Annotated in this window: 14 protein-coding genes and 1 tRNA gene; 6 read left to right on the forward strand and 9 right to left on the reverse strand. The window is 64.4% G+C overall.

What is annotated here, in order from left to right:
* Positions 1-72: 72 nt before the first annotated feature.
* Entirely contained in the window at positions 73-819 is a 747-nt protein-coding gene (locus BMY91_RS19460) for a phosphoglyceromutase (protein WP_090824940.1), read from the reverse strand.
* A gap of 131 nt (positions 820-950) precedes the next feature.
* On the opposite strand from BMY91_RS19460, the gene BMY91_RS19465 reads away from it, so the two are divergent.
* Positions 951-1,772, forward strand: a complete 822-nt coding sequence (locus BMY91_RS19465; RefSeq protein WP_175538720.1) for a class I SAM-dependent methyltransferase — start codon at positions 951-953, stop codon at positions 1,770-1,772.
* 23 nt (positions 1,773-1,795) lie between these two features.
* Here the strand turns inward: BMY91_RS19465 and BMY91_RS19470 are convergent, their stop codons facing one another.
* Positions 1,796-2,137: a DUF2516 family protein gene (locus BMY91_RS19470; RefSeq protein WP_090824942.1), complete on the reverse strand. Its 342-nt coding sequence runs from the start codon at positions 2,135-2,137 to the stop codon at positions 1,796-1,798.
* 10 nt (positions 2,138-2,147) lie between these two features.
* A complete protein-coding gene (locus BMY91_RS19475) occupies positions 2,148-3,332 on the reverse strand; it encodes a trans-sulfuration enzyme family protein (RefSeq protein WP_090824944.1) in 1,185 nt (394 codons plus the stop codon).
* An 83-nt stretch (positions 3,333-3,415) separates the two neighbouring features.
* Between BMY91_RS19475 and tmk the strand changes: the two genes are divergently transcribed.
* From tmk to BMY91_RS19490, 3 genes are read left to right on the forward strand one after another with little or no spacing between them, the layout of a single operon-like run.
* The gene (gene tmk / locus BMY91_RS19480) at positions 3,416-4,075 is read left to right on the forward strand and encodes a dTMP kinase (RefSeq protein ID WP_090824946.1); all 660 of its coding nucleotides are present in this window, start codon (positions 3,416-3,418) and stop codon (positions 4,073-4,075) included.
* Entirely contained in the window at positions 4,072-5,223 is a 1,152-nt protein-coding gene (locus BMY91_RS19485; RefSeq protein ID WP_090824948.1) for a DNA polymerase III subunit delta', read from the forward strand. The genes tmk and BMY91_RS19485 overlap by 4 nt, the downstream gene beginning before the upstream one ends.
* A gap of 8 nt (positions 5,224-5,231) precedes the next feature.
* Positions 5,232-6,869 (forward strand): alpha/beta hydrolase, encoded by a 1,638-nt coding sequence (locus BMY91_RS19490; protein ID WP_090824950.1) that lies wholly within the window; start codon positions 5,232-5,234, stop codon positions 6,867-6,869.
* Here BMY91_RS19490 and BMY91_RS19495 read toward each other — a convergent pair.
* A complete protein-coding gene (locus BMY91_RS19495; protein WP_090824952.1) occupies positions 6,866-7,597 on the reverse strand; it encodes an HAD family hydrolase in 732 nt (243 codons plus the stop codon). The two genes, BMY91_RS19490 and BMY91_RS19495, sit on opposite strands and share 4 nt — an antisense overlap.
* 214 nt (positions 7,598-7,811) lie before the next feature.
* Here BMY91_RS19495 and BMY91_RS19500 point away from each other — a divergent pair.
* A tRNA-Thr gene (locus tag BMY91_RS19500) sits at positions 7,812-7,884 on the forward strand.
* Between the two features lie 60 nt (positions 7,885-7,944).
* Here the strand turns inward: BMY91_RS19500 and BMY91_RS23540 are convergent.
* From BMY91_RS23540 to BMY91_RS19520, 4 genes are all read right to left on the reverse strand, one after another.
* Positions 7,945-9,117 carry a DUF6226 family protein gene (locus BMY91_RS23540; protein ID WP_256212839.1) on the reverse strand — a complete coding sequence of 391 codons (1,173 nt, stop codon included), beginning with the start codon at positions 9,115-9,117 and terminating at the stop codon, positions 7,945-7,947.
* Between the two features lie 114 nt (positions 9,118-9,231).
* Positions 9,232-10,461 carry an amidohydrolase gene (locus BMY91_RS19510; RefSeq protein WP_090824954.1) on the reverse strand — a complete coding sequence of 410 codons (1,230 nt, stop codon included), beginning with the start codon at positions 10,459-10,461 and terminating at the stop codon, positions 9,232-9,234.
* Positions 10,462-10,510: 49 nt separating this feature from the next.
* Positions 10,511-11,248 carry a hypothetical protein gene (locus BMY91_RS19515; RefSeq protein WP_090824955.1) on the reverse strand — a complete coding sequence of 246 codons (738 nt, stop codon included), beginning with the start codon at positions 11,246-11,248 and terminating at the stop codon, positions 10,511-10,513.
* 96 nt (positions 11,249-11,344) lie between these two features.
* The gene (locus tag BMY91_RS19520; protein ID WP_090824958.1) at positions 11,345-12,106 is read right to left on the reverse strand and encodes a DUF5058 family protein; all 762 of its coding nucleotides are present in this window, start codon (positions 12,104-12,106) and stop codon (positions 11,345-11,347) included.
* A gap of 270 nt (positions 12,107-12,376) precedes the next feature.
* Between BMY91_RS19520 and BMY91_RS19525 the strand changes: the two genes are divergently transcribed.
* Complete coding sequence (locus BMY91_RS19525; RefSeq protein ID WP_090824959.1) at positions 12,377-13,825, forward strand: amidase; 1,449 nt, start codon at positions 12,377-12,379, stop codon at positions 13,823-13,825.
* Here BMY91_RS19525 and BMY91_RS19530 read toward each other — a convergent pair.
* Complete coding sequence (locus tag BMY91_RS19530; protein ID WP_090824961.1) at positions 13,806-14,762, reverse strand: Lrp/AsnC family transcriptional regulator; 957 nt, start codon at positions 14,760-14,762, stop codon at positions 13,806-13,808. The genes BMY91_RS19525 and BMY91_RS19530 overlap by 20 nt on opposite strands.
* Positions 14,763-14,820 lie beyond the last annotated feature (58 nt).

Below are 14,820 nucleotides of genomic sequence, written 5' to 3' on the forward strand. Positions count from 1 at the left end.
CAGCTGGTGCCGCGGGCGAACTGCGTCCAAGGGAGGAACGACCGAGCAGTCGCCCCGGCAGCAGCGGAGGATTTATTTTTTGCCTTGGTTCGCTACCGCGAGGATGGCCTGCTCAGCTGCTGCAGGGTCCAGGTAGGTACCACCCGGATTGATGGGCTGGAAGTCCTCATCCAGTTCGTACACCAGCGGGATGCCCGTGGGGATGTTCAGCCCGGCAATGGCGTCGTCGCTGATGCCGTCCAGGTGCTTCACCAGGGCGCGCAGGGAGTTGCCGTGGGCAGTGACCAGAACGGTCTTGCCAGCCTTGAGGTCTTCCTTGATATCCGATTCCCAGTACGGGAGGAGCCGGACCAGGACGTCCTTGAGGCACTCCGTGCGGGGCAGGGCGTCACCAAGATCCTTGTAGCGGACGTCGTGTGCCTGCGAGAACTCGCTGTCATCGGACAGGGGCGGCGGCGGGGTGTCGTAGCTGCGGCGCCATTCCATGAACTGCTCTTCGCCGAACTCGGCGAGGGTCTGGGCCTTGTCCTTGCCCTGGAGAGCGCCGTAGTGGCGCTCGTTGAGGCGCCAGTCGCGCTTGACGGGGATCCAGCCGCGGTTGGCCTTGTCCAGCGCCATGTTGGCCGTGTTGATGGCACGCTTCAGGAGGGAAGTGTAGAGGACGTCCGGGAGGATGTTGTTCTCAACCAGGAGTTCCCCACCGCGCACTGCTTCTTCGCGGCCTTGGTCGTTCAGGTCAACGTCCACCCAACCGGTGAACAGGTTCTTGGCGTTCCAGTCGCTGTGGCCGTGGCGCAGCAGAATCAGCTTGTAAGTCATGGTTTTCATCCTAGCCGAGCAGTCCGGTGCGCTGCTGGGCGTTACGAAGAGCAACGCGGGTCACCTTCGGCCCTTTGAAGCCCGGTTTATGGGCCGTTGGTGACCCCTCGTTGCAGGATAAAGTGGTGGCCGTGGTGCAAAAAGCGGAACGGGTGGGCTCACCCCGGAGTCGGGGCGGCAAGCCCGTCGGCAACATCACCCGCGGCACCACCAACCCCAACCGCATGCGCCGCCTGGACCGGTGGCTTGCCGGTCCGCAGGCGTGGCGGCTGCGCGCCGCCGTCGACCCCCTGGTTGTGGACCTGGGCTATGGCGCCTCGCCGACCACCGCCGTCGAACTTTTCGAGCGTTTGCGAGCCGTGCGGCCCGATGTGCGGGTCTGTGGAATCGAGATTGAACCGGAGCGGGTGCGGACGGCCAAGGCGTTGGAACGGCCTGGGCTGAGCTTCCATGTGGGCGGATTTGAAGTTCCCGTGCCGGGCAACCCGGTACTGGTCCGGGCCTTCAACGTGCTGCGGCAATATGAGGAAGCGGACGTCGCCGGGATCTGGCGGCTGGTGCAGTCACGTCTGGCCCCAGGTGGACTCTTCATCGACGGAACGTGCGACGAGATCGGCAGACGGGTCACGTGGGTGGCGTTGGACCCCGAACGCCCTTTGAGCCTCAGTTTTTCGGTGCGGTTCGGAAGCTTCGAGCTGCCGTCGGAGGTGGCGGAGCGGTTGCCCAAGGCCCTTATTCACCGGAATGTGCCGGGCGAACCGATCCATGCGTTCCTGCAGGCCATGGACAAAGCCTGGCTGGAAGCTGCGCCGCTGGCATCGTTCGGGAACCGGCAGCGATGGACTGGTATGTGCCGTTCACTGCACGACGCCGGGTGGCCGCTTCAAGATGGTCCCGCCCGGTGGCGTCTGGGTGAAGTCACCGTGGCGTGGGAGGCTGTGGCGCCCCACTAAGGATGGCGCCGGAGGAGTGCTCTCTACCAGGGGCCGTACGGGCCGACGTTCCGGTTTCCGCCGCTGCCGGCTTCACGGACCGCCGGACGGACGTCGGCAAGGTAGACACAGGATGCCGTCACAGCGACAATGCCGAACAAGCCCAGGCCGTTGCCACCTGTGAGAACGGTCAAGGCTCCAATGGCCATGGCCACACCGGTGAGCGCTAGCCAGAAGGTCTTGGTCCTCTTTGAAGCCGCCACGAAAAGCGTCGGCTTGTGGCGCAGGCAGTCCGCAAAGGCCCACAGTTCCAAGGCAAGGGCCACCAAGCCAAGGATGAGGTAGACCCCGCTGGTGACATATGCGATCAAGATTTTTCCGTCCACGCCCTTTAGCCTAGCCGTCCAGCGACTTCAGCGCTTGCTCAAGGTCGGACCAGAGGTCTTCCACGTTCTCGATTCCAACGCTGAGGCGGACCAGGTTGTCCGGGACGCTCAGCGGCTCGGCGGTGTGCCGGCGTCGGCGTTCGATCAAGGACTCCACACCGCCCAATGATGTGGCGGGCAGCCAGAGCTGCAACGCGCGGACCAATTCGTCTGCTGCGTCGGCACCACTGCGGTGGTCGTCGCCGGAGATCTGGATGCAGAGGATGGACCCGAAGCCCTTCATCTGGTCCTTGGCGCGTTGGTGGCCCGGATCGGTGGGGAGACCCGGGAAGCGGATGGTTTCTACACGCGGGTGGACGCTGAGGCGTTCGGCAAGGGTTGCCGCCGAAGCCTGGGAACGTTCGATCCGCAGTGCGAGGGTGCGGAGGCCACGCAGCGCCAGCCAGGCTTCGAACGGACCGGCGATTCCGCCATGGATGATCCGGTGATGCAGAAGGGTGGCGCGCAGTTCAGGGTTTGACGTCACCAAGGCGCCGAGCACAACGTCGGAATGGCCGGCCAGGTATTTGGTCACCGAGTGGAGAACGACGTCGGACCCCAGGCTGAGGGGCTGCTGCACCAGCGGCGTGGAGAAGGTGTTGTCCGTGACCACGATGGCGCCGGCTGCATGGGCGGCGTCGGTCAGCGCACGGATATCGGCGATGCCGAGCATGGGGTTGGTGGGGCTTTCGAGCCACAGCAGGTCTGCCTTCTTGCCCTGTTCCGGGCTGATGAGGGACTTGACGGTGTCCGTGTCCGTGATGTCCACGGTTCGCAGTTCCAGGAAGCCCTTCTCTGCCAGTTCCGTCGCCATGACCAGCGAACCCGCGTAGCTGTGCGAGGGCATGACCAACACGCCGCCGGCGGGGACCAGGGAAAGTGCTGAACTGACTGCTGCGAGGCCGGAGGCGTACAGCAGGCCCGGAAGGGTGGCGCCCTCGAGCTTGGCCAAGGCGTCCTCAAACGGATCCCAGGTGGGGTTCGCGTAGCGCCCGTAGCCTCGGTCCCCGTCGCTCAGGGAGCCCGTACCGAAGTATGTGGAGGACAAGACGATGGGTGGATTCACCGGCTCATCGTGGGCGCGCTCAGGGCGGCCGGCAGCAACCACAACGGTTTCCGGCGACAATTCGGCAGCGTGCTGATCGGAAAGGCTCATGGTTTCAGGGTAGTCGGGGGCGTGGCTGTGGATGAAAGGCGTTACGCGCCTTTGATGTCAGGGAAGCTCGGTAGGCTAGACGCGTGAGTATTCAGAGTCCAGGTCTATTTATCGCCTTCGAAGGCGGAGACGGAGCGGGCAAGTCCACCCAGGCCGCCCGGCTCTCTGACGCCCTTGAGTCGCGGGGACTTTCCGTGCTGCGCACCCGCGAACCCGGCGGCACCCCCATTGGCGAGAAGCTCCGCTCCCTGGTGTTGGACCACGGGCACGGCACGATCGATGCCCGCACGGAAGCCCTCATGTTCGCCGCCGCCCGTGCCGCCCATGCCGCCCAGGTCATTCGTCCGGCCCTGGCTGAAGGAACAGTGGTCATCACTGACCGCTACGTCGACTCATCGGTTGCTTATCAAGGTGCCGGACGTGGGCTGGGCGCCGAGGGTGTTTTGAGCCTTAACGAATGGGCCACGGAAGGATTGCGTCCGGACCTGACAGTATTGCTGGACGTCGATCCTTCTGACGGCCGCCAGCGCCGTACGGCCGGAGATGCCGCTGAGGACAGGCTGGAGTCCGAGCCTGACGACTTCCATTCCGCCATCCGTCACGCTTTCCTTGACCTCGCTGCCGCAGCGCCGTCCAGTTACTTGGTGCTGCCGGCAAACGCGGACATTGACTCGCTGGCCGCGCAGATTCTGGAGCGCGTGCAATCGCTGTTGGGTGACCGCGTTCCGGGCGTCCGTCCGTGAGTGTCTGGGACGACCTCCAGGGGCAGGCCCCCGTCGTCGCGCAACTGAAGCAGGCTGCGCAGGGCGACACAGGACTCACCCATGCCTGGCTCTTCACCGGCCCACCCGGATCCGGCCGTTCCAATGCAGCCAAAGCCTTCGCGGCAGCCCTGAACTGCGAGCAGGATGACATCACCCTGCGCGGCTGCGGAGAGTGCGCGGCATGCCACACGATCCTCGGCGAGACGCATTCCGACGTGACGTTCGTGCGGACCGAAAAAGTCACCATCACTATCGATGAAGCCCGCGAACTGGTGTCCAAGGCGGGCGACCGTCCCGCCACTGGCCGGTGGCGGATCATTGTGGTGGAAGACGCGGACCGCATGGCCGAGCGCACCACCAATGTGCTGCTCAAAGCCATCGAGGAACCCACGCCGCGCACCATCTGGATGCTGTGTGCCCCTTCGCCTGCGGACGTACTGGTCACCATCCGTTCGCGCTGCCGTCCGGTGAGCCTGCGGCTTCCCCCGGCGTCCGACGTCGCTGACCTTTTGGTAAGGCGCGACGGCGTCGACCCCCACCTCGCGGAGACGGCAGCCCGTGCGGCGCAGAGCCACATCGGCATTGCCCGGCGACTCGCGCGGGACGCTGACGCACGGCAGCGTCGTTTGGATACCGTCCGCATTCCACTGGGCCTGCGGGGCGTCACGGCAGCGGTGATGATGGCCGAAAAGCTGGTCAGGATCGCCACCGAGGAAGCCAACAGTTCCAACGATGAACGGGATGCGGCGGAAAAGATCGCTCTGCTCGCCAGCCTCGGAGCCCCCGAGTCCGGCACGCTGCCGCCCTCCATGCGCAGCCAGGTAAAGCAGCTGGAGGACGATCAGAAGCGGCGTGCCAAGCGCTCCATCACGGACTCACTGGACCGCACCCTGACGGATCTCCTGTCCTTCTATCGGGACGTCCTGGTGATCCAGCTGGGGAACGCCGTGGAACTTGTCAACGTTGAGCTGACGGGCGACCTCGAAGAATACGCAGGCCGTTCAACCCCGGAAACCACCTTGGCCCGGATGGACGCCATCAACAAAGCCCGTGTCCGTATCACCACCACCAACGTTGCGCCACTGTTGGCGGTAGAGTCCATGGCCACAAGCCTCATCCAGCAATAGGAGAATGCATGAAGTCCGCACCCCGCCGGTCCGACGACACCCCTTCAAGGGACCGGTCTGCCCAGCCTGCTGCGGGCGGTGGTGCTGCCGGCAAAGGCTCTGCACGGCGTGGGACGCGCCCCGGGTTCCTAGCTGTGTGCCTTGCCCTGGCCTCAATGCTGGTCCTGAGCGCATGCACGGTTCCTTTCCTGCCGGCCCCTACGGCCAAGCCGTCCACCAGCACGGTGGATCCGTCCATCGCGGCGTCGGCTCCCAAGGGCCTGGAGAAGTTCTACTCGCAGTCCGTGGAGTGGAGCTCGTGCGAAAACGGCCTCCAGTGCGGCAAAGTCCAAGTGCCCATGAACTACGCCAAGCCCGATTCCGGGGACATCACGCTCTCGGTGATCAAGCTGCCCAGCACCGGAAACAAGAAGGGGTCAGTCCTGGTCAATCCGGGTGGTCCGGGTGGCTCTGGAGTGGACTTCGTCCGGGATGCCGGCAACACGCTGTTCACTGAAAAATTGAAGGCCAACTACGATGTTGTGGGCTTCGATCCGAGGGGCGTGGGCCGCTCCGCACCCGTGACCTGCATGACGGACGCCGAACGTGACGCTGCCCGCGAAAAGGTGTTCCGGAAGAACACTGATGATGGACTCGCGGCAGCCCTGGCGTTTAACAAATCCTTCGCGGACCAGTGCTCCCAGCAGACCGGTGAGGTGCTGGGCCTCATCGATACCGTCAGTGCGGCCAAGGACCTGGACGTCCTGCGCGCCGTGGTGAATGATGCAAAGCTGACCTACCTGGGCTTCTCCTACGGGACCTTCCTGGGCTCCACCTACGCCGCCCTTTTCCCGGACAACGTGGGCCGGCTGGTTCTGGACGGTGCTGTGGACCCTTCCATCAGCAACGAGGAACTGACCGCCGGCCAGGCCCGGGCGTTTGAACGTGCCATCCGCACCTACGTGGCCAGCTGCCAACAGCAGAACCAGTGTCCCCTGAGCGGCTCGGTGGACAACGGCGTGCAGGAAATCCGCGACCTCATCAACGCCGTGGACCAGAACCCCCAGACCGCTAAGGACGGCCGTTTGGTGACCAGCAATGACTTCGTCAACGGCCTGATCCTGCCGCTGTACAACGACCAAAGCTGGCCCGCCCTCACGCAGGCATTGGAGGGCGCATTTTCCGGCGATGTATCGCAAATGATGCGGCTTGCGGATCTGGGCGCCGACCGCGAGCCCAACGGCACGTACAGCTCCAACTCGGCCTTTGCGTTCCAAGCCATTAACTGCCTTGACTACCCGATGGTCACGGACACTGAGGGCATGCGGGCCGAGGAAGTCCGCCTCATCCAGGACTCCCCCACCTTCGGCTCGTTCTTCGCCTACGGCGGGGTCAACTGCAAGGACTGGCCGTACAAGAACACCCGCACCCCGGCCCCGGTGGAATACGACGGATCGGCTCCGATCGTGGTGGTGGGCACCACCGGCGATCCCGCGACACCCCTTGAGTGGTCCCAGTCGCTGCGCAAGCAACTCGAAAACGCCTCCCTCGTCACGTGGGAAGGCGAGGGGCACACAGCCTACGGCCGCTCGAATACCTGCGTCAGCACCGCCGTCGACGACTACTTTGTTGACGGAAAGCTGCCGCAGGACGGCCTGAAGTGCTAAAGATGCCGGGCTTCGCGTTTCTCCACCAGAAGCGGGAGCTGCTTGATGGAATCCACCACCACGGTGGCGCCGGCAGCGCGTAGCGTCGCCTCGGAATGCGATCCAGTCAGCACTCCGGCCACCAGGGAGGCACCGGACCGGACACCTGAGAGCATGTCCGAGCTGGTGTCACCGACCACCGCCACCTCCCGCACGTCGTCCAGGTCCAGTGCGAGCAATGCCGTCAGGATCATGTCCGGGTAGGGCCTGCCACGCCCTGCGTCGGCAGGGCACAGGCTAAGGTCCGCCAAGCCCATCCAGCCCAGCGATTCCAGCACCATGTTCTGCGTATGGCGGCCAAATCCGGTGGCCAGGCAGATCTGCATACCGGACTCACGCATCCACAAGATGGCGTCCTCCGCGCCCGGAATGGCGCGGACGCCGCCGTCGTCGATCATTTCGTCGTACGCCTTCTCGAAAACCTTGTTGGCGCTCGCGGCCACCGCGGCGTCGTCGAAAAGGTGGCTGAAGACGGTCATTTTCGAGAAGCCCATGGTGTCCCGGGCGTAGCCCAGCATGCTCTCGAACCGGCTGCTGCCGGGTTCTATGCCGTGTTCCGCAAGGGCCCGGGACATGGCCCGCTCGGTGCGGCCATCGTCAGTGATGGTGGTGCCCACCATGTCCACCACCGCCAGCCGCAACCGGCTGGAATCGTGGCTGGCGTCCCTGGTCAATGCGTCCCCGGTCATTGAGCGGCTCCTTCGGCTTGTTGCGTGCCGACATGCGCCGCCACGATTGATTCCTTAGCTTCCGGCGGCAGGGAAACGCCCGCCTGAACCCGGTCCGACCGGCGGGTGAACATCCCCGCAACGGCCGCCGCCGCGCTCGTTTTGACCCGGGTGCGGTGCCTCTATTACAGTTATGTCTTGCGTGATCGCCCGGGAAACCGGTGATGAACGCGGTGCTTCCTTAGCTCAGTCGGTAGAGCGTTTCACTCGTAATGAAAAGGTCATCAGTTCGATTCTGATAGGAAGCTCAGAGAAAAAGCCCCGCTGGTTCGTTGAACCAGCGGGGCTTTTGTTTGGGTGATGCCAGGTCAGTCCGAGGCGCTGGGACTCTTCCTCAGCGGCCAGGGTTTCCAGCCGTCGGGGACCGCGCCCAGACGCTGCGCTGCAGCTTCCAGTTCTCCTTCACCTGCCAGCGCTACCTGGCCCCTCCCGCTTTGGCTGCCCGATCCGTCGACGGCGGTCAGCGAGTACTCGGCCCAGCGTTCCCTGCCCACGGGATAGCGTTCGCCGTAGCCTCCTGCAGCAACACTGAGCACCAACATCTCCAGCCGTGTGGCTTCGCTGTCAACTGTCTCGTCGCACGCATCGCAACCGCAGATGGGAAAGGGAAAGTCATGCAGGAGCCCGGCATGGACCACCACGCCGGGGTAGGCGGTCCAGACAAATGTCAGCGGCGCCGCTGACGGATCCCGTGGCGTCACGCGGGCAACCTCCATCACCTCGCCGGCATTCACTGACAGGTCCGCAGCATGGGCGGGATCCACGCTCACATCAACGTCATACGTGCTGTTCATATACTCCACCAGCGCCTTGGCCACCTGATGAAGACCTTCGAAGCGCTCGCGGTGTGTGTCCACGCTGTACGAGTCCTCGGGCGGGCTGTCCGCGCCCCATCTGTCCCCATAGTTGATGGGCCGCCCATCCTCGCCGTGGTACTCGCGTGACGGCAGATCCGGCCGCACAAAGTGTTGCTGGGCTTCCACGACAGGAACGGGCCGCAGTTCCGGGAACAGTGAATCGTCGGGCCCGTCACTGGACCATTCCGAAAGGCGCGTGACAAGCCCAGCCAGCATGGCGTCGTCTGCCTCCCCCAGCCCTTCGATCAAGCGGTCCACAGTGATTCGCAGGTCCATGTTCCCTGCTTCGCGGGAGCCATCCGGCATGACTGACCAGCATGCGTCCGGCCGAAGTGCGGCAATGACGTTCCCCACGAAGACCGTGGCGGCGTTGCTGAGTTCCGGATCTTCCGCGATCTGCTTGAGATGGGGCTTCAGGAAAGTGAAAAGCCGCTCAACGTTTGATGCCAGGTCCTGGGCAGGAACTCCCAAGGCATCGCAGAACGCAACGAAGGGCGCGTAGCCGGCAAGGTGCTTGACAGTTTTCCCGTCCGTCTGGTCCGTTGCATAGGCCACGGCGGTGCTGGACAGTGGTGCCGGCAATCCGGTCACTGGTCCGTCAAAAAGCGTTTCGATTTCCCCCATGGGGCCATCCTAGGACCCATTGCTCCCGCACGACCTCCCGCACACCCCAGGAACGGGCATCGCACAGCCCACCATGCCCGCCAGGGGTGGCAACGAGGTCCCGGTCGCCAGCCGTCACACACCCAACCGGGACATCAGGACCGCGACGGCTGCAGAAACTCCGCCGGCCAGCGACCCTTCCAGCTCGGGAGCGAAGAGCGGCGAGTGGTTGACGGGCACGGGACCCGGGCCTTGATGGCCGGCCGCGGGCGTGCCGCCGAACATCCAGAACACGGACGGCACACCGATGGCCGTACCCAGGTGCCCGAAATCCTCGCTGCCCATCATGGGCGGGGTGATGTCAACGGCCTCGGCCCCCAGCGCAAGCCGGAGGGCCTCCACAACGGGAGGGACGGCGTCGGGATCGTTGAAGCACTGCGGGAAGCGGTACATTTCCTCGATGTCCGGCTTCGGAGCCCCGGAGGCGGCAGCTTCTGCCTCGATAATGCGGCGGACGGCGGCCAGAACCTGGCCGCGGACGTCCTCATCAAACGTGCGGATGTTGAGGGTGAACTCGGCGGATGCCGGGATGATGTTTTCCTTGAGACCGGCATGGAACGTCCCAACAGTCACGACTGCGGACTTCCGCGGGTCCAGCTCCCGGGACACAATTCCTTGCAGACGGGTGACCATGTGTGCAGCCATCACGATGGGATCGATGGAATCCTGTGGCTGTGAGCCATGGGACTGCTGGCCATGAACGGTGACTCTGAGCGAATCCGCCATGGCGGCCACCGGCCCGCTGGAAATCGCAACGGTGCCCACCGGGCGCGGCATGACGTGCTGCCCGAAGACTATTTCGGGACGCGGCGCCTTGTCCCACAGTCCGTCGTCGAGCATGGCGAGCGCGCCGGCTGCCGTCTCTTCGCCGGGTTGGAAGATCAACACCAGGGTTCCGGCCCAGGCATCCGGGTTCCCTGCAAGCAGTTCCGCGGCCCCCAGCAGACTGGCCACGTGGGTGTCATGGCCGCACCCGTGCATGACGGGAACCACCGTGCCGTCGGGCAGTGTGCCGGTGTCCGTGCTGGCGTATTCCAGTCCGGTGGCCTCCTCAATGGGCAATCCATCCGAATCGGCGCGGAAGGCCACCACGGGCCCGTCGCCGTTCCGGAGGATACCCACCACGCCTGTTCCCCCGCAGCGGAAATGCTCAATGCCCAGGCCGTCCAGTTGCTCCTCGATCAACGTTGCCGTGGCGAACTCCTGCATGGAGAGTTCCGGATGTGCGTGAAGGTGCCGGTACAGGGAGTGGAGCTTGGTGGTCTGGTGGGAATCGAGCTGGAGAGCGGTGGCTGTTGACGTCATGGGTCCTGTCTTCCTGGTGGATACGGAGGCTGCGGCTTCTTCTGTGCTGCTATTCGATGTGGATGGGCTTCGCTTCGGTGATGGTGTTCTTGCCGCGGAAGAACCAGGCAAGCAGGATGGTCCCCAGCACGGCGATGGCCGTGGACACCATGGCGAGCGACGGCACCAACGGCAGCACAACGAACACGACGACGGCCGAGACCAGCAGGGCGAACACCGTGGTGCGGGGTTGCTTCATGGACACGATGGCCTGCACCAGCACGGCGCCCAGAACCGTAGGCAGCACATAAAGGCGTGTGACCAGCAATACCGACGGTGGAATGACACTGATCAACCAGCTGCCCAGGAGTCCGACGAAGATCGCCAGCGAGATCAGGTGGACCACTGCGGCGCCACAGATGGCAACGACGGCGGCAAGCTCGGCCCGCTTACTGCCCGGCTTCGCGCCGATGTTGGTTTGGGCGATCAATGCCGCTGGCAGAAGTTTGTTGGAGATGTTGCCGATCATGAACGCCTGGTACATCGCGGCTGGTCCCAGGATTGGGTAGTACGTCAGTGGTTCGACGATCCAGATGATGCCAAAGGTTGCAGCGACGGCAGCAAAAGCGATCCACAGCTGTGCCGGGCCAATATCCAAACCTGTGGCGAAGACGAGGTACAGCGGACCGGCCACGGAGATCAGCAGGCCGGCGATCATGGTGATCTGCCCCCAGCGGGAGGTGGTGCGGCTGAAGTCCGCCATGGCGTTGCTGTGGGTGGTGGTGGGAGCGGAAGTGATGGAAGACATGAGGGTGTTCCTTTCGTGCTCAAGGACTGTGGTGCTCAGAGGATGACGACGGCGGCCGGCCCCCGGTCAGATGCGGATGCCTCAGGCGCCGATGTATCAGGCGCCGATGGCGGGACCGACGGCCAGGTACGCGGCGCTCAAGCCGAGGACGATGGAAATGCCTAGGCCCCATTCGCGGAGCCAACTCTTGCCAAGCCTCTTTGCGAGCAGCAAACACAGCCCCATGACCGCCGCGGAGACAAGGAAGGACAGGATGTGGATGCCGGACTTGGGGAGTTCGGTAAGCCCGAGGCAGGAGAAGGCGCCGATCAGTGCAGCTGCCGGCACAATCGCCATGGCGGCTGGGTTCACGGAGCGGATTTTGGCATCGCCCTTTCGAAGCAGTGGCGTCAGGATCAGGGTGGCGAGCATCCACATTGCCCCGCCGATACTCATGGCGAAGAACGCCACGGCGAAGACACTCTGCGTGTAGCTGGCATCGCCCAACTTGGCGCCCATGGAACCTGCCGCGATACCCGCGGCGGAAACGTCGTAGGCGGCCGAACCGATCAGTCCGATCCTGGAGAGGACCGCCGGGGCCCCGAAGAGGCCCAAGAGGGCAATGGCCACGAGCGATACCGCCAAGGACGGACCGATGGCCGAGACCGCGCCTGAGCGGAAGGAAGTCCTGATGTCCTGCGTGCTCATGTCCACGGCAGGAGCAGCGCGTCTGGCGGCTTTCATGAAGATGGCTGATTGGATGATGATGACGCCGAAGACGCCCGCCACGCAGATCCACAGGACGGGATTGTTGGCGATGGCCATGATGTCGGTTGAGCTGTTGGGGGCGAGTGGTTGAAGAGCCAGGGGTTGGTGCATAGGTACCTCCCAGATGTTGGCCCGGCAACTCCGCGTCCGAACCACGCTGTGCGGCATGTGGCGTCCCGGGGCAAATTCTTGTCCAACGACCAGATCGGCCAGTGGGTTACCAACACCCTCTGCTATGAGCCGGATCACACACAATAGCTGACGGAATCAGCCGCGGAGCTGGCCGATTCAGTCAAAGCTTGCCTTGGACGGCGTTAAGGCTTCCGCGGCTTGATGTGACCCGGCACACTTTCAGGCAGTAGCAACCAGCAAAGGAGCACCATGCCTGACACCATTGGCGAGCTGTCCGCCGTCGAACTTTCCGCAGCGATCCGGGAGAAGAAGATCTCTGCGCGGGAGGCACTGGCCGATCACCTGGAGCGCATTTCCGAGGTAAACCCCGTGATCAACGCTGTGGTGACCCTGGACCCGGAGGGTGCCCAGGCCCTGGCCCACCGCGCCGACCAGCTCACAGCCGCCGGCGACGCACTGCCGCCCCTCCACGGCTTGCCCATGACCCACAAGGACACCAACAACACCGCCGGGATGCGCACCACCCAAGGTTCGCTTGCCCTGCGGGACTTCGTTCCCGACGCCGACGACCTCATCATTGCGCGGTTGAAGGCGGCCGGAGTAGTCAGCACCGGGAAGTCGAACGTTCCCGAGTTTGGCGCGGGATCGCACACCTTCAACAACCTCTTCGGAACCACCACCAACCCCTATGCGCCCACCCTGAGCGCCGGCGGCAGCAGCGGCGGGGTTGCCGCCGTCGTCGCCTCCCGCGTCCAAAGCATCGGCGACGGCAGTGACATGGGCGGTTCGCTCCGTATCCCGGCGTCCTTCTGCAACGTGGTGGGTTTCAGGCCGTCGACGGCGGTGATCCCCATGCCGTCCGACGTCAACGCCTACGCGTGGCTGGGGAGGACTGGTCCCATGGCCCGGACCGTGGAGGACATTGCCCTTTTCATGTCCGTCACTGCGGGCAACGACCCCCGCGTTCCGCATCCGGCAGGCCTCGATCCGGAGGTTTTCCGGTCCAATCTGGAGACAGACATGCGAGGCGTCCGGATCGGCTGGTCCCGCGACTTTGGCATCGGTGTGCCCGTGGAAGCCGGGATCCTGGACCATCTGGAACGGCAGTTGGCGATCTTTGAGGATATGGGCGCGATCGTGGAGGAAGCCACTCCCGACTTCAGCGAAGCAGACCTGGTATTCGGCAACACCCGCGCCATGGATTTCGCCGCCGGGCTCGGACCGATCCTGAAGCGCGCCGGCGACGTCATCAAACCGGAAGTTCACTGGAACGTCAACAAGGGGTTTGCCCTCACCGCCCGGGACCTCATTGAAACCGCTGCCGCGCGCAGCCGGCTGGAACGCAGCGTCCAGGAATTCTTCGGCCGCTACCACCTCTTCGCCAGTCCCTGCGCCCAGGTCCTGCCCTTCGATGCAACGCTGCGGTACCCCACGGACATTGCGGGCGTTCCCTCGGAGACGTACTTGGACTGGATGCGGTCTGCCTGCCTGCTGTCCGCCACCGGCCTGCCCGTACTTAGTATGCCGGCAGGGTTCAGCCCAACCGGACTGCCCATTGGCCTCCAACTCGCCGGCAACCATTACACCGACATGCAGCTGCTCCGCTACGGCCGCGCGTTCGAGCAGCAGACCGGATACGCCGCGGTCGCCCCTGTCCTCGCGGCGACGCCGGCACCGCTTACGACGGTGAGCGCATGACCCGTCCGCCGCGCTTCCGGGCATCCAGCAGGATGGACACGTCCACGCCGGTGGCCTCTTGAGCCCACTCCGAGTCGGTGATGAAGCGGTAGAGGGACGCCATGTCCTCCACAGTGACATCGGCAACTATCTGGTAGTTCCCCGCTATCGCCGCGGCATAACGGACCGTGGGCAGCTCGGCAAGGCTCCTTCCCACGCGCTCAACGTGGTGCGGCGATGCGCGGATCCAGAGCAGGGCCTCAACTCCCAGGCCAAAGGACGCGGGCTCAACAATTGCCCGCAGATGGACTTGGTTGCTGGTCAGGAGCCATTCGCTGCGCCGCCGGGCGGTAGCTTCTGAAACGCCAACCCGGCGCCCCAGGGCTTCGAAGCTCATCCGCCCATCGGCGCACAGAGCGTCAACCAGCTCGTTGTCCTGGCGGCTCAAATCCTGCCGCGGCACCAGGATGCCTGAGTCCTGCGTCAACGTTGAACGGAGCGCTTCGGCTTTCTCAGCGGTGAGTATCTCCGGCCGCCACCCACGGATGGTCCGGAAGTATCTGAGCACGGGATAACTGGTGGAATCGCGCAAGCCGATGGTGGATGGCAATTCATCGGAGAGCACATCGCCCATCCGTGACGGTTCGGTGAGTATTTCTGCCACGCAGTCCCCGGTGCCGGTGGTGGTGTAAACAAACGTGGTGTCGGCACGTTGTGCCAGCGCGTGGGAAGCAGCACGAACAGTGCCGGGCAGGCAACGCATCTCCACCAGGACCACTGCCGGCCTCGGCCGGATGCCCACCACAGCTACCGCGCCGGACTCCAGCAGCTGGGAACCCCGGCGGGCAACAGTCCGCTCGGCCTCGCCGAGTACTGCTGCCATCTTGCGCCAAGGACAGCGCGGGTCCAGTTGGAGCGCGGCCACGATCTGCCGCTCCAGCGCGTCAAACACCACCATGCCAACTCCGTCCGTTTGGGTCGATCAATTTCACCACGGACTCAGGTGCGCCGCGGCA

Origin of the sequence: Arthrobacter sp. yr096 (assembly GCF_900108925.1) — a bacterium.
In the GTDB taxonomy this organism is placed as follows: Bacteria; Actinomycetota; Actinomycetes; order Actinomycetales; family Micrococcaceae; genus Arthrobacter.

What these genes read in the sequence shown, in the direction of transcription:
- BMY91_RS19495 (WP_090824952.1), bottom strand. Translation starts at nt 7,597, where the DNA reads ATGACCGGGGACGCATTGACCAGGGACGCCAGCCACGATTCCAGCCGG.
- BMY91_RS19490 (WP_090824950.1), top strand. Translation starts at nt 5,232, where the DNA reads ATGAAGTCCGCACCCCGCCGGTCCGACGACACCCCTTCAAGGGACCGG.
- BMY91_RS19520 (WP_090824958.1), bottom strand. Translation starts at nt 12,106, where the DNA reads ATGCACCAACCCCTGGCTCTTCAACCACTCGCCCCCAACAGCTCAACC.
- BMY91_RS19510 (WP_090824954.1), bottom strand. Translation starts at nt 10,461, where the DNA reads ATGACGTCAACAGCCACCGCTCTCCAGCTCGATTCCCACCAGACCACC.
- BMY91_RS19475 (WP_090824944.1), bottom strand. Translation starts at nt 3,332, where the DNA reads ATGAGCCTTTCCGATCAGCACGCTGCCGAATTGTCGCCGGAAACCGTT.
- BMY91_RS19515 (WP_090824955.1), bottom strand. Translation starts at nt 11,248, where the DNA reads ATGTCTTCCATCACTTCCGCTCCCACCACCACCCACAGCAACGCCATG.
- BMY91_RS19530 (WP_090824961.1), bottom strand. Translation starts at nt 14,762, where the DNA reads ATGGTGGTGTTTGACGCGCTGGAGCGGCAGATCGTGGCCGCGCTCCAA.
- BMY91_RS23540 (WP_256212839.1), bottom strand. Translation starts at nt 9,117, where the DNA reads ATGGGGGAAATCGAAACGCTTTTTGACGGACCAGTGACCGGATTGCCG.
- BMY91_RS19460 (WP_090824940.1), bottom strand. Translation starts at nt 819, where the DNA reads ATGACTTACAAGCTGATTCTGCTGCGCCACGGCCACAGCGACTGGAAC.
- BMY91_RS19525 (WP_090824959.1), top strand. Translation starts at nt 12,377, where the DNA reads ATGCCTGACACCATTGGCGAGCTGTCCGCCGTCGAACTTTCCGCAGCG.